The following is a 24,937-nucleotide window of genomic DNA, read 5'->3' as shown; positions in this document are numbered from 1 at the left end:
ACTGACTAGAGTAATGCTTCTATTAATGGAGAACCCTAATTTTTTTGACCCAATATTTTCTATGCATCTTTATTTAATACTATCTCCGCTACCGCCTCCACATGAGTCGTATGCGGAAACATATCAACCGGCTGCACCTCAACCGTTTCATAACCACCCTGCTCAAGCACGTGTAAATCCCTTGCCAACGTTCCAGGATTACATGACACATACACAACACGCTTTGGTTTCATATCCAATATCGTTTTAAGCAATGCCTCGTCACAGCCTTTGCGTGGCGGGTCGACGACGATTACATCTGCTTGGTTCCCATCTTTATACCATTGTGGAATGATAACCTCCGCTTCACCGACGGCAAATTCAGCGTTTGTTATTCCATTTAATTGAGCATTACGCTTAGCATCTTCGATTGCTTCTGGGACAATTTCGACACCGAATACATTTTTCGCTTTTTGGGCTAGGAAAAGAGAGATCGTTCCGATTCCACAGTAGGCATCAATGACTGATTCCTGTCCTGTGAGGTTTGCATATTCTAGTGCCTTCTCGTAAAGGACCTTTGTTTGTTCAGGATTCACCTGGTAGAAGGATCTTGCTGAGATGGCAAATTTCACATCGCCAATTTTGTCGTAAATGTATTCCTCGCCCCAAAGGACGTTTGTTTCATCACCAAAAATAACATTTGTGCGCTTGTTATTAATGTTTTGAACGATTGATTTCACTTGTGAGAATTTGTTTGTGATTTCAGTTATGATTTCATTTTTATGTTGGAAATCGGCTGTTCTTGTGACAAATACGATCATCATTTCTTTTGTGACGAGACCATAGCGCACCATAATATGGCGGAGCCAGCCTTTGTGCTTTTCTTCATTATAAGCACGGATATTATATTGCTCACAAAGCTGCTTTACTGCCAAGACAACATCGTCATTTTCAGCTTGCTGGATAAGGCACCTTTCCATGTCAATAATATCGTGGCTTCGCTTTTGATAGAATCCTGCGACAAGCCCACCTTCTCGCTCACCGACAGGCACTTGTGCTTTATTTCGATAGTTCCATGGATCGCTCATACCAAGTGTTGAATGAACCTTTACCTTATTTAAATCAAGCTTACCGATTCTAGCAAGTACTTGTTCCACCTGCTTCTTCTTAAAATCTAGCTGACCCTGATAACTAATGTGTTGAAGCTGACATCCTCCACATTGGGAGTAAATTGGACATGGTGCTTCAATTCGATTTACACTCTCTTCGTATAGTTCTATTAAACGGCCAAAAGCAAAGCCCTTTTTGACTTTAGTAACCTTTATTTTACCTCTTTCCTCCGGCAGTGCATTTTCAACAAAGATAGGGAATCCTTCTATCTTAGCTACACCAGCCCCTTCGTGCGTCAGATCCTCAAAGGTTACATCATAAAATTCATTTTTGATTACAGGTACTTGTAATTTGGACATGTTTTACTTCCTTTTCATGCTAATTTCATTTAGTTTATCATAAAAGATAGATAATAAAAAAACTTGGCTACCACTGCCAAGTTTCCTAACCTTCCATTTGTCGTGCTTTTTCAGAGGAAATCAGTATATCAATATGCTGGTACATATTAACAAATTCTCCTGGTAGCATTCCACCGAATTCACCATCGAGATTTAATTGCATTTTATCTTGATTGGTGACCTTAACTCGATTAGCTTTTGTATAAATAATATTCTCATCATTAATATGGTCGCCCCTTAATGCAAGACTAGCCACTCGAATAAATTCAGCAAGATTCGTCTTTTTGAGGATTAATAAGTCAAACATTCCATCGTTTAGCTTAGAATCAGGAGCTAGCTTCTCAAATCCACCAACTGAGTTTGTTAGTGACACCAAAAAGAGCATGATTTCACCTTGAAACAGCTTCCCATCATATTCAATTTCAACTTCAGCAGGACGAATTGAGGGCAACATTTCCATTCCCTTTAAATAATAGGCTAGTTGACCAAGCATCGTTTTAAGTTTACTCGGCACTTCATACGTTAACTCTGTTAAACGACCTCCACCTGCAATGTTGATAAAATAATGATCGTTTACTTTTCCGATATCAATTTTATATGGTTCTCCAGATAAAATCACATCAACTGCCTGAATAACATTATTCAATGGGATACCAATGGCTCTAGCAAAGTCATTCGTTGTTCCAACAGGAATGATCGCTAGCTGTGGTCGTTTCTCAAGTTCCGCAATTCCATTGACAACCTCATTAATTGTACCATCGCCACCAGCTGCTACAATTAAGTCAAAGCCACGAATACCTGCATCCTTTGCTGCTTGGATTGCATCACCCTCACAAGTTGTTGCATGGCATGACGTTTCATAGCCTGCTTGTTCGAATTTTTGCAATACTTCTGGGAGATTCTTTTTAAAAAGCTCTCTTCCAGATGTTGGATTATAAATAATTCTCGCCTTTTTCATTCTCATCATCCTATTACCAATAGACTGTATTTATATTTTTACCTTACATTTTTAAAGAAGATAGACTTATTATCCTAGTTATCGTTCACTTTTAACAACTTCACTATTATTATTCACATTTTTATGACCAAGCAATAATTATACTCCTACGTACGAAAATCTCAAGTAATATTACTCTACCCTTACTGTTCCCACTCAAGGTACTAAGCTAAACACTATCTTTATATTCACCAAGTAATCCTACTTTATTGCATCTGCGCTGTGAAAAATAGCCTTTAATTTGGTACTATAAAGAGAGTACTTTTACAAATGGAGGATAACATGGATAAAGTTAGTAATCAATACCTGAGAACCCTTTATATAAAGAGAGATGAGATACCATCTACTACTATGTTCCCATTTAACTTACCTAGTATTAAATTTTTAGAAGAGCTTGCATTCCACCCTAATGTAACGTTTATTGTCGGGGAAAACGGAATGGGTAAGTCGACTTTACTTGAAGCTATTGCGATATCACTTGGATTCAATCCTGAGGGTGGATCATTGAATTTCAACTTTGCAACGTTCGATTCCCACTCTCCATTAGACAGTATCTCAGAATTACAAAGGGAGTCATGAAACCAAAGGACGGCTTTTTCCTTCGTGCAGAAAGCTTTTATAATGTTGCATCAACAATTGAAGAGTTGGATAGTGAGCCCGTAAGCGGTTCTCGTATTATTGATTCATTTGGCGGTGTGTCACTTCACGAGCAATCACATGGTGAAGCCTTCTTAGCAACCTTCACAAATCGCTTTCGTGGTCATGGGATTTATATTTTAGATGAGCCGGAAGCAGCCCTTTCACCATTACGACAATTATCCATGTTGAGCAGAATAAATGACCTTGTAAATAACGATTCCCAATTTATTATCGCGACACATTCACCAATCATTATGTCCTATCCTTCAGCTAAAATTTTAGAGTTATCTGATTCAGGAATTCATGAAACTAAGCTAGAGGACACCGGCCATTATGAAATCATGAAACAGTTCTTTGATGGTAAAGACCGATTACTCCATCACTTATTACGTGAATAGACATTGTACCTATAACCCTTTTACTTTATTCAAAAAGGACTCTCTTCAATAAAGAAGTAAAGTCCTTGATCCTTTATAAATCCAACTTAAATTTATAAAAACAAATTAATTATTTGATAGATAACACCAGCAAGAATCGCAGATATTGGTAATGTGATCACCCAAGTAATCACAATCTTACGAGCTACTCCCCATTTAACTCCTTTTAAACGCTGAGCTGATCCAACTCCCATAATCGCTGAAGAAATAACATGTGTTGTACTTACTGGGAGATGAATTGTCGTTGCCCCAAAAATAATCAAAGCTGAAGAAAGATCAGCGGCTGCACCATTAACAGGACGAATTTTCATTATTTTTCCGCCTACTGTTTTAATAATTTTCCAACCACCGATTGAAGTACCAATTCCCATTGCAGTAGCCGCTGAAATTCTAACCCACAACGGAATATCTCCGGCAGAGGAATGATATCCAGCTGCAATAAGCGCCATCGTTATGATTCCCATAGCCTTCTGTGCATCGTTTGTCCCATGTGTAAAGGATTGGAGCGCTGCAGTCATAATTTGAAAGATTCTAAACCGCTTATTCGATTTATATAAATTGGTGTTTTTAAAAATGAGTGCAAATAAACTCATCATCACAAATCCTAAACCTAACGCCAAAAATGGAGAGATAAGAAGTGCCTGTAAGATTTTAATAAATCCAGACCAATGCAAGATCCCGAATCCAGCTGCAGAAATTGCAGCTCCAGCAATCGAACCAATTATGGCATGGGATGAACTACTAGGTATCCCATAATACCAAGTAATAAGATTCCAAATAATCGCTGAAATTAATGCGGCTAAAATGACAATTGAACCATTTTCTAGTTCAAAAGGATCGACAATATCCTTTGTAATCGTTTTCGCAACACCAGTAAACGTTAATGCCCCGACAAAGTTCATAACAGCTGCCATAACAATCGCTACTCTTGGTGATAAAGCACGCGTGGAGACAGACGTTGCAATTGCGTTAGCTGTATCATGAAACCCATTGATAAAATCAAATGCTAACGCAAAAACAACAATTAAGATTGTTAGTAATAAAATTGTATCCATAAATTATATAAACGCTCCCTTATGCGTTACGCATGATAATCGTTTCAATTGTGTTCGCTACGTCTTGGCAGCTATCTGTCACCTTTTCAAGCATCTCATAAATTTCTTTATGCTTCATAATTCTAATTGGATCTTTTTCAGTCGCAAATAATTGTTTGATCGAAACCCTCAATAAATCATCACATCTAGACTCGATTTCTTTCAAGTTAATTGCATGGACCCTCATATCTAGCAACTTCTTTTTTGCTAATAATTCCATAGCCTTCGTTATTTCAAGTGTACTGTTATAAATATTCGTGACAAAGGTTTCAATATGCTCATCGTTTTCTGTTATTGAAAACATCTCATAATATGCTACACATTGTTCCAATCCATCTAATACATCATCCATTTTCATTGCTAGCTGAAGAATATCTTCACGTTCGATCGGTGTAATAAACGTTTTATTTAAATCGACTATTAATTCTTGTATATAGGTATCGCCTTTAGTCTCATATGATTTCATGACTGAAGCTATTTCCTTTAAATCACTTACATTTTTTACTTTTACATCAATTAAATATTTTGCTGACTCTTCTACATTTTTTGCAACCAGTAATAGTTTATCGAAAAACACATCTTTTTTGGAACCAAATACCATATAAAACCCTCCAACTATTTTTATCTTTTTTCTTCATCCCAACGTCTAATTTTATGTACTTTTGTCGAATTTACAATCATTTATTATAAATTTTACAAAATATTAATATACGATCCATTTTTCTTGCAAATAAAACAAAAAACAGAGGTAACATACCTCCGCAAGATGGAAATTAAGCTTTATTAGAACTTTAAGTATTATATTAGTGTCTACGTGCCAACAATTGGTAGTATTGTTATTTATATAATGTACTTCTTGTTTTAAACCATTCAAATAAATGGGTTGTAATTACCTTAATAACGGCATAACCTGGCACTGCCAAAATGATCCCAAAGATACCGAATAAGTTACCTGCCGTTAATATAACAAAAATAATCGTGATTGGATGTATATGAAGATTCCTCCCCATAATTTGTGGTGAGATGAACTTCCCTTCAATTAACTGTACGACAGTCCAAACAATAATAAGTTTCAGCAACATCACTGGTGAAGTAACAATAGCAATAATTAACGCTGGCGTAATCGCAATTGCGGGTCCTAAATAAGGAACAACACTAGTAAATGCTGCAATTAGAGCCAATAAAGATGCATATTCAAGACCAATAATTAAAAATCCGATCAACAATAAAAAACCGATACAAAAACTAACAATAATTTGACCTCTTATATACAAGCTAATACTATTATTTATTTCCTTCATGACACTAAAGGTATGTCCACGAAATGATATAGGTAAAAAGCTTAGCATATAGTTAGGAAGTCTTTTACCGTCTTTTAATAGATAAAACAGAATAAACGGCAAAATAATTAACGCTAATAAGAAATCCTTTACTGCAGTTACAAATATACCTATTCCTGACCATGTATTATTGACAATATTCGATACCTGTTCTGACACATTATTAACTAAGTCAGGTACGTTTATATTCAACGACTTTTGTGCCTCATTTACAAATTCGCTACCTACAAAATCCCTAATTAATTTTTCTACTCCAGTCACATACTTGGGAAAACTTTCAATGAGACTCACGATTTGCTCCCGTAAAAAGGGGATAACAGAAACAATCAAGATGCTAATTAATCCTAGTATTGTTAAAAATAATAAAAGGATTGAATAGACTCTTTTAATTCTCTTTTTTTCTAGATAATTCACGATAGGATTCAATAAATAATAGAACACTGTTGCCAATAAAATTGGTAACAAAATCGTATTAAATAAGACCCTTAAAGGAGTAAAGATAAACGAAATCTCTCTAAAAATCAGGATATTTATTCCAATCAACAATAAGATCATTAAAAAAAGCACAAATTTATTATTTAAAATTAACTTTTTAAATATACCACTTTTAGAATTCCGTGAATTTTCCATTGGCTTCCCCCTCGAACACGTTCAACAACAATTATTAAATTAATAGTACCTTTTATTTATCAATATTGTAAATCAATTTAGATTCTTCTTACAAAAAAAATTCGCGATCAACTTATATAATAATGTTTCAAGACTAAGCTAATTTTTTAATGTAACATAAATATATGTTATAATCATATTATGTAACATAAAGGAGATCTTTTAATGAAAACCGTAGAGGCGATAAAAGATGAGCAGCAGCTTCTAATTATTAAATCTTATTTAGAATGCCGGTCACCACGTGATTATTGTTTATTTATGTTAGGAATAAATACAGGCATTCGCATACATGATCTGCTTCATTTGTTTGTGAAAGATTTTATTTCAGAAACGGGTGAATACTATCATTACCTACACTCATCCGTTCACTCAGATCCCCCAGTATACCTTAACCAAAAGGTTCGTAACTCGTTAAAGTCTTGTATCGAAACAGGATCCCTTATGCTTGATGATTACCTGTTCAAGTCAAGAAGGACTAGTGATCCTATTACTCGTCAACAAGCCTATCGAATCATTAATGAAGCTGCGAAACACGCAGGTATTAGTACTTCAGTTGGCACACATACACTGCGCAAAACATTCGGTTATCATGCTTATCACAAAGGAATTGCCATCTCTCTTATTCAAAAACGTCTCCAGCAAAAGACTCCGTCCGAAACACGTCAGTATATCGGAGTTTCAAATGAAAAGCCTTTACAAATTAAGCTAGATGTAAATTTATAGAAAGTGAGTTGATGCATATGTTTGCAGATATTTTACACACTGACACTTTTGTTTTACTTACTGCCATCTTATTAATTGTTGGTGTTTTAACCACAAAGTTTTCAGCTAGGCTAGGTGTTCCTGCACTCGTTCTATTTATTATGGTTGGCATGATAATGGGAAGCGATGTATTAGGTATTATTTATTTTGATAATGCGAGCACGGCACAAATGATTGGTGTATTTGCACTCGTTATTATTCTTTTTGAAGGTGGACTCCAAACAAGATGGAACACACTTCGTCCCGTTATTCTCCCTTCTTTATCCCTTGCAACAATTGGTGTTCTTTTAACCTCTGGTATTATCGCGGTTGCAGCATGGTTCATTCTTGACCTTGGCTGGTTACAAGCAATTTTGTTCGGCGCAATTGTTGGATCAACTGATGCCGCTGCAGTTTTTGCTGTCTTAAAAGGACAGAATATTAAAGATCGAATTGGTAGTACGTTAGAAGCAGAATCAGGCTCAAACGATCCAATGGCCGTGTTTTTAACTGTTGCTATGATTGAACTAATTACAATTCCTGATACAAATATTCTCAATTTGATTGGTACTTTCTTTGTCCAAATGGGACTAGGTATTGTATTAGGGTTTATTGCAGGTAAGCTCGCAGTAAAAGCGTTAAATCGTATCAACCTTGATTCAAGTGGACTCTACCCGATCTTTTCTATTGCATTTGCCCTACTAACTTATGGAATAACCGCATTTATGAACGGTAGTGGTCTACTAGCTGTTTATGTATTAGCGATCATCATTGGTAATGCTGAAATCGCTTATAGACAATCTATTTTTAGATTTTCAGAAGGCTTTGCATGGATGATGCAAATCGCAATGTTCGTTATTTTAGGATTATTAGTATTTCCTTCCGAACTCTTTACATGGGACATTGTTCTAAAAGGCTTATTAATATCAGTCATTCTTATCTTAGTCGCTAGACCTGTTGCTGTACTGATCTCAACGATAGGCATGAAATACACAAATAAGGAATTAGTTTTTCTCTCCTGGGCTGGACTTAAAGGAGCCGTTCCAATTGTATTAGCTACCTTTCCTTTGTTAGCAGGTATCGAAGGTAGTCAGCTTATCTTTAATGTTGTATTCTTCGTGGTTCTTACGAGTTGTCTAATACAAGGGTCAACCGTTACAAACCTAGCAGAAAAACTAGGATTGACAGGCCCTAAAATATCAACACCTATGCATTCCCTTGAACTCGTTACACTTGGTAAAGTAAATACGGAAATGATTGAATTTCAAATTAATACAGACACAGCCATTGCCGGTAAAACTTTATTAGATATACCATTTCCCGAAGGTGCCTTAGTTAACGCAATTATTAGAAATGATCAACTTATTACACCAATAGGAAGCACTACAATTATTCCAGGTGACTTTCTCTATATCCTTACATCTAAGAGGAGTAAATCAAATTTAAAACAACTCCTTACAGAAAAGAAAAATAGAGACACCACTGAAAAAGAAGACATAAAAGAATCTAGTTAATCATTTCATTAGTAAACAAGAGAGGCTGGCTCATTTTGAATGAGTTGACCTCTCTTGTTTACTACTCCTTATTATTCTTTTATCGCTTCCACACTTCTAGATAACGAATATTACGACTTTCAATTTCTAGGACCTTAAATATAAACCCGTCCCTTTCTATTTCCGTTCCAACCTCTGCATCAAAGTCTTGTGTTAGTATCCAACCGCCAATTGTATCAATCTCTTTCTCGACTAAGTTGATTTCTAATAAATTATTTACATCATCTATTAATACCTTTGCATCAAGTATATAGTGATCTTCGTTTAACCTACGAATTTCAGAAACTTCATCATCATCGAATTCATCCCTAATTTCTCCAACTATTTCTTCGAGAATATCTTCAACCGTTACTAACCCAGATGTTCCGCCATATTCATCTAGTAAAACGGCGATATGGATCCGTTCCTTTTGCATTTTAACCAATAAGTCATGTATCGGAATTGTTTCGATAACACGAATAATTGGATTAATATATGCCTCGATTGTTAAATCTACAGTGCGGTCTCCCTTCATCACTTTGTCAGTTAATACTTCTTTCATATTAATAAATCCTACAATATGGTCGTTATCACCATCGACAATCGGATATCTCGTATAATTTTCCGTTTTTATAATATCAATTACACCATTTAACGATTCCTCAATGGGAATACTAATGATATTAGTACGCGGAACCATTATTTCCTTTGCGATTCTTTCATCAAATTCAAAAATATTGTTTACATATTTTAATTCATTCTTGTTAATTTCACCTTTTTTATAGCTTTCTGACATTAATATTCTTAGTTCTTCTTCGGAATGAGCGAGCTCATTTTCAGAAGCAGGTTTCATACCAAACAGACTGACGAGTAATCTAGCAGACCCATTTAGAAACCAAATAAATGGATACATAATTTTGTAAAACCAGATAATTGGACCTGATAATAATATAGTTATTGCTTCTGCCCGTTGTATGGCTACAGTTTTAGGAGCAAGTTCTCCTACTACCACATGTAAAAAGGTAACCACAGAAAAGGCAATCGCAAACGATAAAATATGAGTTAATGATTCATTCAAATTGAAATACTCAAACAAAGGATGCAGAAGCTTCTCTACCGTAGGTTCTCCTAACCACCCCAACCCCAAAGCAGTCACTGTTATTCCCAGTTGACAAGCTGATAAATATTCATCTAAATGTGTAACGACCTTTTTAGCAGAAAGTGCTCCTTTTTTCCCTTCAGCTATAAGTTGGTCAATCCTTGAAGTTCTAACCTTTACAATAGCAAATTCTATCGCCACAAAAAAACCAGTCAATGCAATTAATAAAGCAATCAATAATAAGTTAATAGCTATCAATGAAGTAGTCTTACCATAGTAAGACCTACACCTCCCCATAAGAAAAATATCGTAATTAGTACGCTTCAACATCGTATTACATTTAATACCCATTTCATGATAGTCAAAACAATGAACTTGTGGGTGACGGGGTTTAGTTTCGTATGTGGTTTAATTAATGTGGTTTGTTTCAGCTAATTGAGTTTGTGACTTAATAACCTGTTTAGTTGGTGTATCCATGTAGAGAGGCCCATTTAATCATTCATTACCTTTCCACAATAATCACTACTTTCCATCAAAAAAAGAGCGGTATTTATTGCTACACCGCTCTCTCTCATATAATTTTTCTATTTATTTGCTGTGATTAACGTTTTTGTATTTCTTCCATCAATAGTTTATTGACCATTGGTGGATTTGCTTGTCCCTTAGAAGCTTTCATAATTTGACCGACTAAGAAACCAATGGCCTTTTGCTTGCCATTTTTAAAATCGTCAACAGATTGTGGGTTAGCGTCTAGAGCTTCTGTAACAAATTTACGAAGCGTTTCATCGTCTGAAATTTGGACTAATCCTTTTTCTTTAACGATTTTTTCTGCGTCGCCCCCATTTTCAATTAATTCTTTGAAAACCTGTTTAGCGATTTTAGAAGATATCGTGCCATTTTCGATTAGTTTGATCATTCCAGCTAATCCCTCAGCTGTAAGAGCAACATCATTAAGTTCTTTTCCTTCAGCGTTCAGATAACCTGATACTTCACCCATCATCCAGTTTGAAGCTTGTTTCGCTTCTGCACCGGCTACAAGGGTTTGTTCAAAGAAGTCGGATATGTCCTTATTCATTGTTAATACTTGGGCATCATATTCAGGTAAACCAAGCTCTGCCACATAGCGTTTACGGCGTGAGTCTGGTAGTTCTGGAATTGATGAGCGAATGCGTTCCTTCCATTCTTCATCAATATAAATGTCTACTAAATCTGGTTCTGGGAAATAACGATAATCGTCAGACCCTTCTTTTACACGCATTAGGACTGTCTTTTTTGTCGATTCATCATAACGACGTGTCTCCTGGCCAATAACACCACCGGAACGGAGGACTTTTTCTTGACGTTTCTCTTCATATTCTAAGCCCTTTTGTACGAAAGCAAATGAATTTAAGTTTTTTAGTTCCGTCTTTGTTCCGAATTCCTCTTGACCAACTGGACGTAGAGAAATGTTTGCATCACAACGGAGAGAGCCTTCTTCCATTTTACAGTCAGAAACTTCTGTATACTGGATGATCGCCTTTAACTTCTCCAAGTAAGCATATGCTTCTTCAGGTGTACGAATGTCTGGCTCAGAGACGATTTCAACAAGTGGTGTACCTTGACGATTTAAGTCAACTAATGAGTAACCATCACCTGTATGAGTCAACTTACCTGCATCCTCTTCCATATGAATACGGGTAATTCCAATTCGTTTTGTTTCTCCATTTACCTCAATATCAACCCAGCCATTCTCGCCAATCGGCTTATCAAATTGAGAGATTTGGTAGGCTTTGGGATTGTCAGGATAAAAGTAATTTTTGCGATCAAACTTTGTTTCTGTCGCTACTTCACAATTTAGTGCCATACACGCCTTCATGGCGAAATCGACTACCTTTTTATTCAACACTGGCAATACACCAGGATAACCTAATTCAACAACTGTTGTATTTGTGTTAGGCTCGGCCCCAAAATGATTTGGTGCACTAGAAAAAATCTTTGAATCTGTTTTTAATTCGACATGGACTTCTAGTCCGATAACCGTTTCATAATTCACTTTTTCTCACCCCTTACAATTCAGGTTTTGCTTTATGATGTTCTGTTGATTGTTCAAAAACATGGGCAACGCGGTAGATCGTGCTTTCATCAAAGTGTTTACCGATTATTTGTAATCCAAGTGGTAGTCCTTTTGAAAGTCCACAAGGAACAGAGATTCCAGGCACTCCCGCAAGATTTACAGGGATCGTTAAAATATCATTTGCATACATTGTTAATGGATCTTTTACATTTTCACCAATTTTAAAAGCTGGTGTTGGTGTAGTTGGTCCGATAATGACATCAAATTTTTCAAAAATATCTTCAAAGTCCTTCTTAATTAAAGTACGTACCTTTTGTGCTTTTTTATAGTAAGCATCATAGTAACCTGAGCTAAGAGCAAAGGTTCCGAGCATGATACGACGTTTAACTTCATTACCAAAGCCTTCTGCACGACTTTGCTTGTATAAGTCAATCAAGTTCTCTGCATTATCTGTACGATGGCCATAGCGTATACCATCAAAGCGTGAAAGATTTGCAGATGCTTCAGAAGAAGATAATAAGTAATATGTAGCTAACGCATATTTAGAATGTGGTAAGGATACCTCTTCCCATGTTGCACCTTGTCCTTCAAGAACTTTAAGAGCTTCAAGTACAGATTGCTTCACTTCTTCAGATACACCTTCACCTATATATTCTTTTGGTACAGCAATTTTCAATCCTTTTACATCACCAGTAAGAGAGGAAAGGAAATCAGGCACCTCAATATTTGCTGAAGTTGAATCCATCTCATCCGCACCTGAAATTGATTGTAGAAGAAAAGCATTATCTTCAACAGTACGAGTGATTGGACCAATTTGATCAAGAGAGGATGCGAAGGCCACTAATCCAAAACGAGATACTCGACCATATGTCGGCTTAAGTCCTACAACCCCACAAAACGCCGCTGGTTGACGAATTGAACCACCAGTATCTGAACCAAGTGAAAACGGAACTTCACCAGCTGCAACCGCTGCTGCTGACCCACCACTTGATCCTCCAGGTACTGTATCCAAATTCCATGGGTTTTTTGTTACTTTGTATCCTGAGTTTTCCGTAGACGAACCCATTGCAAACTCATCCATATTCAATTTACCGATTGTGACAGCTTCAGCACTTTGTAGGTGCTTAACAACAGTTGCATCGTAAATAGGATCAAAGTTTTCTAAAATTTTACTAGCACAAGTGGTCCGTAAGCCCTTCGTAACTATGTTATCTTTTACACCTATAGGCATTCCAAATAATAAACCGAATTCATCACGATTACCTAACGCTTCGTCAAGTTCTTTCGCATATGTACGTGCATGTTCTTCATTTAACGTTAAAAATGCTCCTACTTTGTCATCTACCTCTTTAATTCGTGCATATGACTCATCAACTAGATCAGAGACTTTTATTTCTTTCTTATGTAAAAGTTCTTTCAATTCTGATATTTTGCGATCAAATAATGGCATGCTTGTCCCCCCCTTTTATTCTAGAATTGATGGTACGCGTATATACCCATCTGCATGATCTGGTGCATTTTTTATTACTTCTGTATTGTCTAATCCTTTTTTAGCAATATCTTCTCTCATGATATTTTTTAAATCTAAAACATGAGTTGTTGGTTTTATATTCTCTGTATCCACTTCATTAAGTAACTCAGCAAATGTAATGATTGCATCTAATTGGTTTGTTAATACCTCTGCTTCCTCATCTGTTACAGCTAAGCGTGCTAAATTTGCTACATATTTCACTTGGTCATTTGAAATTCTTGACATATCCTTCACCTCCACCATATCGTCCACTTACAATACTCTGATGATACCAAACTAAGGACTATTTAATCAACAATTCATACTAAATGCAGTTGGAGCTTTAGGTGACTTAAGAACTTTTTATCCATTCTTCATTGTTTTCCGTTAGAAATCCATATTATTAAGCAAAAAAAACCGCTAGCTTATCATCACCAGCGGTACAAACTATTCAATTTCAATTCTCGTTGGTTTCCTTTTATCTAGTGTAATGGTAAGCATACCATGTCTATAGACGGCCTTCATTGTGTCTTTGATGACATCATTCGCTAACGGTACTCTACTCACTCCCCCTATTTTTCTTGGAAGTTGCTCCTGCGTCTTTACTACAATTAAAACCTCATCTCCACGAATCTCTACCTGAATGTCTCCTTTTGGTACACCCGGGAGTTCAGCAATAATTTTGAAATGCCTTTCATTTTCTATGACCTCAGTATAAAAACTAACCGGAGTGGTTTTTGCGAAAGCACTGTCTATCGAGTCTAAAAGTGTTCGTTTTGTACGATTCCGAAAAAACTCATTCATCATCTTCATTGGGTCAGTCACAGCAAATCCCTCCAAACATAATAATACTATCCTATGTTCGATAGTGGATTTTGCCTATAAAAAAATGACAAAGAAAAAAACAGGGGTTTTAACCCCCTGTTCCTACTTTCTTATTATGATAATTTAGCTTGTTCGAATTCTTCTTCAATTTCTTTAGATGGAGGCTCAGTTACTAAGCTCACAACTATTACGGCCACTAATGCAAAGATAAAACCTGGTACGATTTCGTATAGGCTAAACGGAATGACAGCTTCCTGAATAACCTCACCTGCAGCGTCTAACTTAGGTGTAGATAATATCTTCCATAATACAACTGTAACTGCTCCTACGATCATTCCTGCCAGTGCTCCCCAACGATTTGTACGTTTCCAGAAAAGGGATAGAATGATTACAGGACCAAATGCAGCGCCAAATCCTGCCCAAGCATAACTTACTAAATCTAGTACTGAGCTATCTGGATTTGAAGCTAATAATATCGCTATTAATGCAATAACAGCAACAGAAATCCGACCTACCCATACTAATTCTTTTTCTGATGCATCTTTTCTTAAAATACCTTTATAAAAGTCTTCTGCTACAGCACTTGAAGAAACTAGCAACTGTGAATCGATTGTACTCATAATTGCTGCCAAAATTGCAGCTAATAAAACACCTGCTACCAATGGATGAAATAACACTTGAGAGAATAAAATAAATACTTGCTCTCCATCAGGAAGTGGTGAATCTGCAAAATAGGCAATTCCTGCAAATCCCGTGAAAATAGCACCGAATAGAGCAAAAATCATCCAGATTGTACCGATCATTCTAGCCTTCGGAACATCCTTTACAGATCTTAATGCCATGAACCGAGTGAGAATATGCGGTTGTCCAAAATAGCCTAAACCCCATGCTAATAAGGATATAATCGCTAATGTAGACATTCCCGAAAAAGCATCTAAATACATTTCATCGAGTTCCCCAACTTTATTAACTGTTTCATTCCAGCCACCAAGTTTTGAGATTGCAACGATTGGAACAATAATTAATGCAAGGAACATTAATAATCCTTGAACAAAGTCAGTCCAACTAACCGCTAAAAATCCTCCGAGGAATGTATAAGAAATAATAACAATTGCACCGATCCATAAGGCTGAGGTATAGCTTAGTCCAAATGAAGCCTCAAATAATTTTGCTCCACCTACCATACCTGAAGATGTATAGAACGTGAAAAACAATAATATTACTAATGCAGATATGATTCGTAATAATCTAGAACCATCTCTAAATCGATTTTCTAAGAAGTCAGGAATTGTTATAGAGTCATTAGCAACCTCTGTATAGGTTCTTAAACGCTTAGCTACGAATTGCCAGTTTAAGTATGCACCAACTGCTAGACCTACGGCTAACCATATTTGATTCATACCACCAGCTGCGTATACTGCTCCAGGTAGCCCCATTAATAACCAACTACTCATATCCGATGCTCCCGCACTAAGTGCTGCTACACCAGGTCCTAAGCGTCTTCCACCTAAAACATAATCCGATAAATCGTTGGTCATTCGAAATGCAACTACACCAATTGCTAGCATACCAACTAAATAAATAATAAATGTAATTAAAACACCAGTATCCATAGACTATTCACTCCTTTCTGTAAAATTAGTTATAATTGATATCACGACTAAAGCTAACATTGGTACAAATAACCAAAACCACGTAGCTCCTGTTAATGCGTGTTCCATAGAGTTCCTCACCTCCTAAATGTGCCATCAACAAATCCTTATGCAAACTTATGCAATTTCATGATGATTGTTCAATATAGATTAGTAGGTTAACGATGCCCACAGGACGTATACAATCGTAACACAATATGACACACCTAACAAATTACGATAATTTTTAAAATTGATAAAATGTATATATATTCATCAAAACGTATTTTTTAGGCAATATAGCCTATTTTTTATCATATCTATTCATGAAAACTTATAAAATTAAATTTAGACTTTTTCAAAAAATCAATACTTTTTTTGCGGAAGTTTGTCTTTTTTGTGAATTTTTTTTGTAATAATGCTATGAAAATATTATGGTTTATTTTTGAAATATTATACTGTTTTTCATCAAAATTATTTGTTTTCTAGAAGATTCATAATGAGCATGGTAAAATTGTAAGAAAAAGAATCATATTCAGGAGATGAACTTGGTGAAAAAATTTTTAATGGGCTTTGGAGGATTTCTTATACTTTTAGGTGCTGTTGGAATGATCAATCATCTATCAATGGCCTATCAGTCTGCACAAAGTGAAATGGAAAACTATGGTGGTTCTATTCAATTTATGATGCTTCAATTCATGAGTTCTCTAGGTCCATATTTTTCTTCGCTAATTGGTGGTGGGATCATTCTATCATTCACATTGTTTCTTAGTGAATATCAGAAAAGAAGTGAGCTTACTGCTCAGTTGATTAACGTTCTATCTGAGAAAACAATTAGCCACACACAGGTAAACACCGAAGCCACATTCAAGAAAAATGATGACAATTATTCTCCTGTTCCAACAGACAATACTACTAATAATCCAGGCATACATAATCATAAACAAGACGATGAACCCTATTATTGGCAAGGGTAATATTATATAGAAACAATAAAACAGGGACTAACTAGGATGATTTCTAGTTAGTCCCTGTTTGGTTTAAAGTATCAGTGTTATTTATGCTTTTTACATAGGTTTTGTGTCCAGTTCCAGCGCTTAGCCCCTCGAGGGAAAAAGAAAATTCACTTTTTCCTAGTTCATAAGCCACTTATGAATTGAAGGAAAGAACACCTTCATTTCAATGACGTCTTATGCTTGTCAGGGCTGACCAAGACGCTTGCGCTATTCTTATAGCATTTCAGAGGTTGTTTTCGCCTGCAAATGCAGCAATAGATAATCAGGTCCTCCAGCTTTAGAATCTGTTCCAGACATATTAAAACCACCAAATGGTTGATAACCCACAATTGCCCCTGTACAACCGCGATTAAAATAAAGGTTTCCGACATGGAAATCTTCTCGGGCCTTTTCAATATGTTCACGATTGTTTGTTAAAACCGCTCCTGTAAGACCATAGTCAGTATTATTTGCAATCATTAAGGCATGATCAAAATGACTCGCTTTACAAAAAGCTACCACCGGACCAAATATTTCTTCTTTCATAATTCGCGCATCTTCATCAACATCCGCAAATATTGTCGGTTCAATAAAGTAACCTTTTGAATCGTCACCGTTCCCACCTGCAACCAAGTTTCCCTCTTGTTTTCCTATTTCAATATAACTCATGATTTTTTGATATGCCCCCTGATCGATCACTGGTCCCATATAAACAGTCGGTTCATTGGCCTCCCCAACGGTAAGCTGTTTCGTTAATTCTACTGCTCGATGCAGCACTTGATCGTATACGTCCTCTAGAATAACTGCACGAGAGCATGCTGAGCATTTTTGTCCTGAAAAGCCAAATGCAGAAGCTACGATTGATTGTGCAGCTAATTCAAGGTCAGCCGTTGAATCAACCACGATCGTATCCTTACCACCCATCTCTGCGATCACCCGTTTTAGCCATTTCTGTCCCTCATGAACTTTTGCTGCCCTTTCATAGATACGCACTCCAACATCTCTAGACCCGGTAAAGCTAATAAAACGAGTTCTTGGATGATCGACAAAATAATCACCCACCTCCGAACCGCTTCCGGGTACATAGTTAACTACACCAGGTGGCAAACCCGCTTCTTCTAACACTTCAATAAATTTAGCAGCAACAACTGGTGTTGTACTTGCTGGTTTCACAATGACAGTATTTCCCGACACAAGTGCTGCCGAAGTCATTCCTGCCATGATGGCAAAGGCAAAATTCCAGGGCGAAATGATAATTCCCACTCCAAGCGGTATATAATTGTAACGATTGTACTCAATTTTTCGACTTTCAACAGGGATACCCTCTCTTAATTTCAGCATCTGTCTCCCATAGTATTCCATAAAGTCGATTGCCTCTGCTGTATCAGCATCTGCTTCATTCCATGGCTTACCAGCCTCTTTAACAAGGAGCGCTGAGAACTCGTTCTTGCGTCGTCGAACAATAGCTGCAGCCCTGAACAAAATATCAGCCCTCACTTCCGTCTTCGTTTTCCGCCAAGTTTGAAATGTTTCATCAGCAATTTTCATTGCTCTCTCAGCATGGTCCTTCGTCGCCTTTGAAACGATCCCAACAACCTCTTCTTTGTTAGCGGGATTAATTGATATGATCTTATCCTCCGTTGAGAACCGCTCTCCACCGATAACCAAATCATAATCTTGATTTAAATAAGCTTCAACAACCTCAAGACCCTTTGCAAAATCTTGTTTATTTTTATCAACGGAAAAGTCTGTGAAAGGTTCATGCTTATAAGGTACTACCAATTCTACCGCCTCCTTCTAATATACTTTCCTATATACTCCTTTTGTTCAGATAGGAATACTAAAAATTGAGTGATAACCAACTATTAGATTTAGAAGAATCTAAAAATGATGGCTCATGCTTCATTGGTATGCATTCAGATAGGTAGAAATGATTCTTTTATTTTAGCTCTTTTCTAAAAGTTTGTTGCATTTCTCCGTTTAAATAATCTGCTATTGAATTTTTAACGAACTACCTTAATGAATTCAAGAAAAAATGTTTTTCCTAAACGAAGAAAACACAAGAATAGCCAATGTTGAATAAGATTGGCAAAAAAAAAACAAGCTAAGATTTAGTCCTTAGCTTGTCGGTTGCTTAATTGGCTATTTGTTTTTAAGTCCTTATTATTAACTTACTTATATATATGGACTGTAGGTTCTTCTTGATTGGTCTCTTTGAGAATGAGCGCTTCTTGCCCAGAGTTTGACATAACATTTACTTCGAGCGTCATATAGTCTGGAAAGGAATCCATCACTTTCCCTGTGACAAACTGTGTGAAAGCTATAACCTCAGCCTTTCCATAAAATTGCATAGGAATCTCGATATCTAAGTGACTTAGTTCATCATTTTGATAAAATGCCTTCCCGATTACACCTGTGTAGTTCGGGAAAAAAGTTTCAATGTCTGTTTTAAACGAATTGAACATCTGGAGATCATCACGATGGTCTGCTTTTGCTTTTTCTGAAGGAAAGAAATAATAGTCTTCCTTAATCTCATCCCATTTCCCAAGACTATTACTACCTTCTTTGATAACTGATTTGGCAACAAAGTTCCCAGGCACGATCGATGATTTCTTCTCTTGCTCATAAATCGCAATGACAATTGGCACTTTTTCTAACCCTTTTGTGCTTCTTACTCGATTAATAACGTCTTGTGAAATTTCCTTCCCTTTGGAGAGAAGTTCACTAGTGCTTATCTCCTTTTCACGTGCAAAACCATCTTCTTGTCTAAAATAGTAAACGGAATTCATTGCTAAACCAATAACCACTCCACCCAATTCCACGGTATTGTCATCTTTACGAATTAAGTAATTATGTTCCAAGATATGTGATAGGTAGATTGGATATTTTTTATGAATAGTTTCCAGATCTCCTTCAGCCGGTAAGCCTGGATTCAGACCTAACTCTGTATAGCCTTTATCTGCCTTTTTAGCTGTTGCTTGGGCATCTGTTAATTCCTTACCAGTAAGCTTTCTACGTAACCAACTTTTAATGACATCTCCCTTTAGGTATTGTCCTTCTTGATATAAGTACTTATCTGGAGCAAATGAATTCTGTGCTACTCTCATTAACCCTGTCTCAAATTCATCAATATCTAAACGAGTATTCAATTGTTGCGAAACTAGACCTCTCGCTTCCCCTGGCTTAAAACTAGATTGACCCGGAGTTTCAGTCAATATCGCCCTATAATACGAATCTGAAATATTGTATTTAGGGATGATAGCTTTTTCCTTTGAGTCGTCCTTTGTTTCCTGCACGATTTCCTCTTGCTCTCCAAAATTAGGTGCACAAGCCGTTAATAGGAAAAAGCCTGCTAACACCATACATAATCTCTTTTTCAAGTGAGCTCACACCTCTTAATTAGTTTAATACCATGATTATTTATCGAGTGGTATTCTATTTTTTAATACAGATGTATGTTTACGAATTCAAAAGTGAATTTTGTTTTGACAAGAGTTCAGTTATGAGCCTTGCCTCATCCCATACTTCTATATTTAATTCCTCAGCTTTTTTCAGCTTGCTACCTGCCGCTTCACCTGCTACTACTAGATCGGTACTTTTACTTACACTACCAGTAACTTTACCACCATAAGCTTCGATTCCCTCTTTTGCTTCAGTTCGTGTTAGTTGTTCTAGTTTCCCTGTTAACACAACTGTTTTACCTGCTAAATATGAATCACTATCCTCTATTTTTATTAGCTTTGGTCCGTTGTAAGTGGTGTTAGCACCTAACAAGATAAGTTCATTTATTAAATGCTGAACTTCCGGATTTTCAAAATAGGTAACGACTGCATCAGCCATCTTTTCACCGATCTCATCAATGGCAATAAGATCATCTTTTGAAGCTTGTTTAAGTTGTTCTAGTGTTTCAAATTGTTGAGCTAATGTTTTCGCCGCTTTTGCCCCAACATGTCGAATGCCTAGCCCAAATAATAATCTTTCAAGCGAATTTTCCTTCGATTGAGCAATAGCACTCAATAAGTTATCAGTTGACTTTTCGCCCATTCTCTCTAGCTGGAGAAGCTGTTCTCTCGTTAATCGATAGATATCCGCTACATCATTAATTAATCCCTCTTGAAATAATTGGACTACGACTCTTTCACCAAGTCCATCGATGTTCATTGCATTTCTTGATACGAAATGAATGAGTCCTTCTTTTATTTGTGCAGGACATTGTGGATTAATGCAACGAAGAGCAACCTCTCCTTCAATTCGAACTAACTCACTTTCACATGCAGGACAATGAGTAGGCATGGTAAAGGTTTGTTCTTCACCCGTACGACGGTCTACGAGGACATTGACAACCTCAGGAATAATATCTCCTGCCTTTTTCACTACAACCGTATCACCAATCTTAATATCCTTCTCCCTGATTAAATCCTCATTATGAAGAGAGGCACGCTGAACTGTTGTACCTGCAACTCTGACTGCTTCTAGAATGGCAGTTGGTGTAATCACTCCGGTACGACCGACACTTAATTCAATGCTTAATAGCTTTGTTAAAACTTCCTCAGCTGGAAATTTGTACGCTATCGCCCACCGAGGACTCTTGGAAGTAAATCCAAGTTCTTCTTGCTGAGCAAGAGAGTCTACCTTAACAACTATACCATCAATATCATATGATAAAGTCTGCCTTTTTCCAGAAATCCCCTCAATAACCGCTAAAACTTCGTCAATATTGTGACATTTCCTTCGTTCCTTATTCGTTTTAAACCCTACTTCTTCTAGTAGATCTAAAGCTTCACTATGCCTTTGAACACCAGTCCCACCTAAATCTGCAATGCTATAAACAAAAATATCCAAATTCCGTTTTGCCGCAATTTTAGGATCAAGCTGTCTGATTGAACCAGCTGCAGCATTACGAGGGTTAGCAAACGGCTCTTCCTCAAGTTGGAGTCGTCGTTCATTAAGGTTCTCAAACGACTTCTTAGGCATAAACGCCTCACCACGTACCTCAAAGGACAATTCACTCTTTAACCTTAGAGGAATCGAACGAATCGTTTTGAGATTTTCTGTAATATCCTCACCTGTTGTTCCATCTCCACGAGTAGCACCTTGTACAAATTGACCATTCTCATAACGCAAAGAAACAGCCAATCCATCAATTTTCATCTCTACTACATATTGAACATCATCTCCGACAGCTTGCCTCACACGACGGTCAAAATCCCGGAGATCATCCTCATTAAAGGCATTCCCAAGGCTAAGCATCGGTGTTCGATGAACAACCTTTTGAAAAGCTCCTAACACCGTTCCTCCAACCCTTTGAGTCGGAGAATCAGCAGATTTCAATTCTGGATATTCTGATTCCACTTTAATCAATTCCTGCATCAATCGATCATATTCAGAATCAGGCACACTTGGCTGATCTAAAACATTGTACTCATAGTTATAAGTGTTTAGTAATTCATGTAGCTCTTGAATTCGTTTGATTGCCGATTGTTTATCCATTTAAATGTCCAATCCTTTCTACCGGTCTTTCTTTTCTTCCTTAGCAAAAGGCTTCTATATGTACAGGTTAAGAAGCTCTATGTTAGAGCTTCTTATGATTGTCGGGGCTGTTCAAGGCGCTTACGCTTTTCATGGTTACACGCGGTTGATCGGTGCAAATTTTGCTAGCAGGCGCTTTATGCCGATAGGGCTTGGGAAGGCGATGTCTAATTCCTTTCCTTCTCCTGTGCCTTTTACACTTACTACAGTACCAGTTCCCCACTTTTTATGTCCGGCTTTATCTCCGACAGCCCAAGGTATTTCGTCTCCACCGGTTGTTGCAACCATAGGTCTTGATACTGGTGGGCGACTTTCTAGACGACGACCTTGTTTAGATGATGCTGATGATTTTGCTTTTTTGGACATGGTTTCATTTAAATTTTCTATTAGTTCTGTTGGGATTTCAGAAATAAACCGAGATTCAGGATTCATATTGGTTCGTCCATATAACGTACGCATTTGAGCGTTTGTTAAGAATAGTTCTTTTTCTGCTCTTGTAATTCCTACGTATGCCAATCGACGCTCTTCCTCCATCTCGTCTTCTTCCATTAAAGAACGACTATGTGGGAAAACTCCTTCTTCTAATCCGATTAAGAATACGACCGGAAACTCTAATCCTTTTGCAGAGTGAAGAGTCATTAACACTAATGCATCGCTATTTTCCTGATCATCTTCCTCGAGTTTATCAATATCAGAGATTAACGCTAGATCTGTCAAGAATGCGACTAAACTTTTATCTTCATTTTGTTTTTCAAACGTTTGTGTTACAGATAAAAACTCATCAATATTCTCTAAACGACTTTGCGCTTCAATGGTTTTATCTTGCTTAAGTGAATCGCGATAGCCAGATTTCTCTAGAATCTCTTCTGCTAGCTCAGTTACCGATAAATACTCCTGCGTATTACCAAGATTTCTAATCAAGTCGCGGAATTCAACTAATGCATTGACAACTCTTCCACTAACTCCTATGTGTTCAATTTCGAATAGAGCTTGAAATAGTGACAAATCTTTATCTAAAGCATAATTTGCAATCTTGTCTACAGATGTTGAACCAACACCTCTTTTCGGTACATTGATTACACGTGATAAACTAATATCATCATCTGGATTTGCAATTAATTTTAAATATGCAAGTAAGTCCTTTATCTCCTTACGATCATAGAACTTGATCCCACCAACAATTTGATAGTTTAAATTCGATTTAAGTAAAACTTCCTCAATAATCCTAGATTGGGCATTTGTTCGGTATAATACAGCAATTTCTGAAAGTTTTCTTTGTCCTGAGTCTACAAGTTGTTTGATTTTTCCTGCAACAAATTGTCCTTCAGAAGATTCACTATCTGCACGATAATAGGTGATTTTTGCACCTTGTTGATTTTCAGTCCATAGCTTTTTCGGTTTACGATTTGAATTATTTTTGATAACCTCATTCGCAGCTTCTAAAATTAAACTAGTGGAACGATAGTTTTGTTCCAGTAAAATAACATTTGCTTCAGGATAATCTTTTTCAAATGAGAGGATATTTGCAATGTCAGCGCCCCTCCAGCGATAAATGGATTGGTCTGAATCCCCAACAACACAAAGATTCTTAAACCGGGCTGCTAAAAACTTTACTAACATATACTGTGCTCTGTTTGTATCCTGATACTCATCAACATGAATATATTGAAATTTCCGTTGATAGGATTCAAGAACTTCCGGTACCCGTTGGAACAATTGAATTGTCGTCATGATTAAGTCATCAAAATCAAGAGACTGATTTTTGCGAAGCTTTCTTTGATATTCCTTATAAATATCACTCACTATTTGTTCATAATGACTACTAGCTGCTTTATCAAACTCTTCAGGAGTAAGCAGTTCGTTTTTAGCACTACTAATTGACCCTAACATACTTCGTGGGTCGTACTTTTTTGGATCTAGATTCTTTTCTTTTAGTACCTTTTTAATCACTGACAATTGATCTGTCGTATCTAGGATTGAAAAGTTACGATTAATTCCCATTCTGTCACTATCTCTACGTAGAATACGGACACACATTGAGTGGAAGGTTGAAATCCATATGTCATCCGCACCTGGGCCTAAAATACGTTGAATTCTATCTTTCATTTCTCGTGCAGATTTATTTGTAAATGTAATCGCTAAAATATTCCATGGAGCAACCTGCTTTTCTGTCATTAAATAGGCAATTCGATGAGTTAACACCCGAGTTTTACCACTTCCTGCTCCTGCCATAATTAATAACGGACCATCGGTTGCTTTAACTGCTTCTTGTTGCATATTATTTAAACCTTCAAGTAATTGATTTGATAGGAATTGCAATTGCTTCACCGCCTTAACGAACATATGTTCTATTTTATCA

The 24,937-nt window shown here is 36.7% G+C and carries 18 protein-coding genes and 1 pseudogene; 4 read left to right on the top strand and 15 right to left on the bottom strand.

Translation table 11 applies throughout. The features are described from left to right. Positions 1 to 59 precede the first annotated feature (59 nt). Complete coding sequence (gene rlmD / locus AC6CHR_RS14650) at positions 60 to 1,448, bottom strand: 23S rRNA (uracil(1939)-C(5))-methyltransferase RlmD (RefSeq protein WP_498249733.1); 1,389 nt, start codon at positions 1,446 to 1,448, stop codon at positions 60 to 62. 85 nt (positions 1,449 to 1,533) lie between these two features. Beyond that, positions 1,534 to 2,445: a diacylglycerol kinase gene (locus AC6CHR_RS14645; RefSeq protein WP_498249732.1), complete on the bottom strand. Its 912-nt coding sequence runs from the start codon at positions 2,443 to 2,445 to the stop codon at positions 1,534 to 1,536. Between the two features lie 321 nt (positions 2,446 to 2,766). Here AC6CHR_RS14645 and AC6CHR_RS14640 point away from each other — a divergent pair. After that, a pseudogene (locus tag AC6CHR_RS14640) lies at positions 2,767 to 3,521 on the top strand (AAA family ATPase). 92 nt (positions 3,522 to 3,613) lie between these two features. Here the strand turns inward: AC6CHR_RS14640 and AC6CHR_RS14635 are convergent. From AC6CHR_RS14635 to AC6CHR_RS14625, 3 genes are all read right to left on the bottom strand, one after another. After that, complete coding sequence (locus AC6CHR_RS14635; RefSeq protein ID WP_498249730.1) at positions 3,614 to 4,615, bottom strand: inorganic phosphate transporter; 1,002 nt, start codon at positions 4,613 to 4,615, stop codon at positions 3,614 to 3,616. Between the two features lie 19 nt (positions 4,616 to 4,634). After that, positions 4,635 to 5,255 (bottom strand): DUF47 domain-containing protein, encoded by a 621-nt coding sequence (locus tag AC6CHR_RS14630; RefSeq protein WP_498249729.1) that lies wholly within the window; start codon positions 5,253 to 5,255, stop codon positions 4,635 to 4,637. Between the two features lie 235 nt (positions 5,256 to 5,490). Then, positions 5,491 to 6,624, bottom strand: a complete 1,134-nt coding sequence (locus AC6CHR_RS14625; RefSeq protein ID WP_498249728.1) for an AI-2E family transporter — start codon at positions 6,622 to 6,624, stop codon at positions 5,491 to 5,493. A gap of 204 nt (positions 6,625 to 6,828) precedes the next feature. Here AC6CHR_RS14625 and AC6CHR_RS14620 point away from each other — a divergent pair, with 204 nt between their 5' ends. Beyond that, positions 6,829 to 7,386, top strand: coding sequence for a tyrosine-type recombinase/integrase (locus AC6CHR_RS14620; protein WP_498249727.1), 558 nt, complete (start codon positions 6,829 to 6,831; stop codon positions 7,384 to 7,386). A 17-nt stretch (positions 7,387 to 7,403) separates the two neighbouring features. Continuing rightward, positions 7,404 to 8,918 (top strand): potassium/proton antiporter, encoded by a 1,515-nt coding sequence (locus tag AC6CHR_RS14615; RefSeq protein ID WP_498249726.1) that lies wholly within the window; start codon positions 7,404 to 7,406, stop codon positions 8,916 to 8,918. Positions 8,919 to 8,997: 79 nt separating this feature from the next. Here AC6CHR_RS14615 and AC6CHR_RS14610 read toward each other — a convergent pair whose 3' ends face one another. From AC6CHR_RS14610 to putP, 6 genes are all read right to left on the bottom strand, one after another. Continuing rightward, entirely contained in the window at positions 8,998 to 10,293 is a 1,296-nt protein-coding gene (locus AC6CHR_RS14610; protein WP_498249725.1) for a hemolysin family protein, read from the bottom strand. Positions 10,294 to 10,636: 343 nt separating this feature from the next. Continuing rightward, entirely contained in the window at positions 10,637 to 12,067 is a 1,431-nt protein-coding gene (gatB, locus tag AC6CHR_RS14605) for an Asp-tRNA(Asn)/Glu-tRNA(Gln) amidotransferase subunit GatB (RefSeq protein ID WP_498249724.1), read from the bottom strand. Positions 12,068 to 12,080: 13 nt separating this feature from the next. After that, positions 12,081 to 13,538, bottom strand: coding sequence for an Asp-tRNA(Asn)/Glu-tRNA(Gln) amidotransferase subunit GatA (gene gatA, locus AC6CHR_RS14600; RefSeq protein WP_498249723.1), 1,458 nt, complete (start codon positions 13,536 to 13,538; stop codon positions 12,081 to 12,083). 15 nt (positions 13,539 to 13,553) lie between these two features. After that, a complete protein-coding gene (gatC, locus tag AC6CHR_RS14595) occupies positions 13,554 to 13,844 on the bottom strand; it encodes an Asp-tRNA(Asn)/Glu-tRNA(Gln) amidotransferase subunit GatC (RefSeq protein ID WP_498249722.1) in 291 nt (96 codons plus the stop codon). A 201-nt stretch (positions 13,845 to 14,045) separates the two neighbouring features. Continuing rightward, positions 14,046 to 14,423 (bottom strand): Hsp20/alpha crystallin family protein, encoded by a 378-nt coding sequence (locus AC6CHR_RS14590; protein WP_498249721.1) that lies wholly within the window; start codon positions 14,421 to 14,423, stop codon positions 14,046 to 14,048. A gap of 113 nt (positions 14,424 to 14,536) precedes the next feature. Further along, a complete protein-coding gene (gene putP / locus AC6CHR_RS14585) occupies positions 14,537 to 16,036 on the bottom strand; it encodes a sodium/proline symporter PutP (protein WP_498249720.1) in 1,500 nt (499 codons plus the stop codon). Positions 16,037 to 16,605: 569 nt separating this feature from the next. Here putP and AC6CHR_RS14580 point away from each other — a divergent pair. Beyond that, positions 16,606 to 17,031, top strand: a complete 426-nt coding sequence (locus AC6CHR_RS14580; RefSeq protein WP_498249719.1) for a hypothetical protein — start codon at positions 16,606 to 16,608, stop codon at positions 17,029 to 17,031. Positions 17,032 to 17,283: 252 nt separating this feature from the next. Here AC6CHR_RS14580 and pruA read toward each other — a convergent pair whose 3' ends face one another. The 4 genes from pruA to pcrA form a co-directional block, all read right to left on the bottom strand. Then, positions 17,284 to 18,831, bottom strand: a complete 1,548-nt coding sequence (gene pruA, locus AC6CHR_RS14575) for an L-glutamate gamma-semialdehyde dehydrogenase (RefSeq protein ID WP_498249718.1) — start codon at positions 18,829 to 18,831, stop codon at positions 17,284 to 17,286. 389 nt (positions 18,832 to 19,220) lie between these two features. Then, positions 19,221 to 20,429, bottom strand: a complete 1,209-nt coding sequence (locus AC6CHR_RS14570; protein ID WP_498249717.1) for a CamS family sex pheromone protein — start codon at positions 20,427 to 20,429, stop codon at positions 19,221 to 19,223. A gap of 79 nt (positions 20,430 to 20,508) precedes the next feature. Continuing rightward, entirely contained in the window at positions 20,509 to 22,539 is a 2,031-nt protein-coding gene (gene ligA / locus AC6CHR_RS14565; protein ID WP_498249716.1) for an NAD-dependent DNA ligase LigA, read from the bottom strand. Positions 22,540 to 22,674: 135 nt separating this feature from the next. Further along, entirely contained in the window at positions 22,675 to 24,897 is a 2,223-nt protein-coding gene (gene pcrA, locus AC6CHR_RS14560) for a DNA helicase PcrA (protein WP_498249880.1), read from the bottom strand. Between the last annotated feature and the right edge of the window lie 40 nt (positions 24,898 to 24,937).

Source organism: Metabacillus sp. GQ13 (genome assembly GCF_059758525.1).
This window is presented reverse-complemented; position numbering and strand designations above follow the sequence as displayed.

What these genes read in the sequence shown, in the direction of transcription:
- gatA (WP_498249723.1), bottom strand. Translation starts at nt 13,538, where the DNA reads ATGCCATTATTTGATCGCAAAATATCAGAATTGAAAGAACTTTTACAT.
- ligA (WP_498249716.1), bottom strand. Translation starts at nt 22,539, where the DNA reads ATGGATAAACAATCGGCAATCAAACGAATTCAAGAGCTACATGAATTA.
- AC6CHR_RS14620 (WP_498249727.1), top strand. Translation starts at nt 6,829, where the DNA reads ATGAAAACCGTAGAGGCGATAAAAGATGAGCAGCAGCTTCTAATTATT.
- putP (WP_498249720.1), bottom strand. Translation starts at nt 16,036, where the DNA reads ATGGATACTGGTGTTTTAATTACATTTATTATTTATTTAGTTGGTATG.
- AC6CHR_RS14615 (WP_498249726.1), top strand. Translation starts at nt 7,404, where the DNA reads ATGTTTGCAGATATTTTACACACTGACACTTTTGTTTTACTTACTGCC.
- rlmD (WP_498249733.1), bottom strand. Translation starts at nt 1,448, where the DNA reads ATGTCCAAATTACAAGTACCTGTAATCAAAAATGAATTTTATGATGTA.
- AC6CHR_RS14630 (WP_498249729.1), bottom strand. Translation starts at nt 5,255, where the DNA reads ATGGTATTTGGTTCCAAAAAAGATGTGTTTTTCGATAAACTATTACTG.
- AC6CHR_RS14625 (WP_498249728.1), bottom strand. Translation starts at nt 6,624, where the DNA reads ATGGAAAATTCACGGAATTCTAAAAGTGGTATATTTAAAAAGTTAATT.
- gatC (WP_498249722.1), bottom strand. Translation starts at nt 13,844, where the DNA reads ATGTCAAGAATTTCAAATGACCAAGTGAAATATGTAGCAAATTTAGCA.
- AC6CHR_RS14635 (WP_498249730.1), bottom strand. Translation starts at nt 4,615, where the DNA reads ATGGATACAATTTTATTACTAACAATCTTAATTGTTGTTTTTGCGTTA.
- AC6CHR_RS14645 (WP_498249732.1), bottom strand. Translation starts at nt 2,445, where the DNA reads ATGAAAAAGGCGAGAATTATTTATAATCCAACATCTGGAAGAGAGCTT.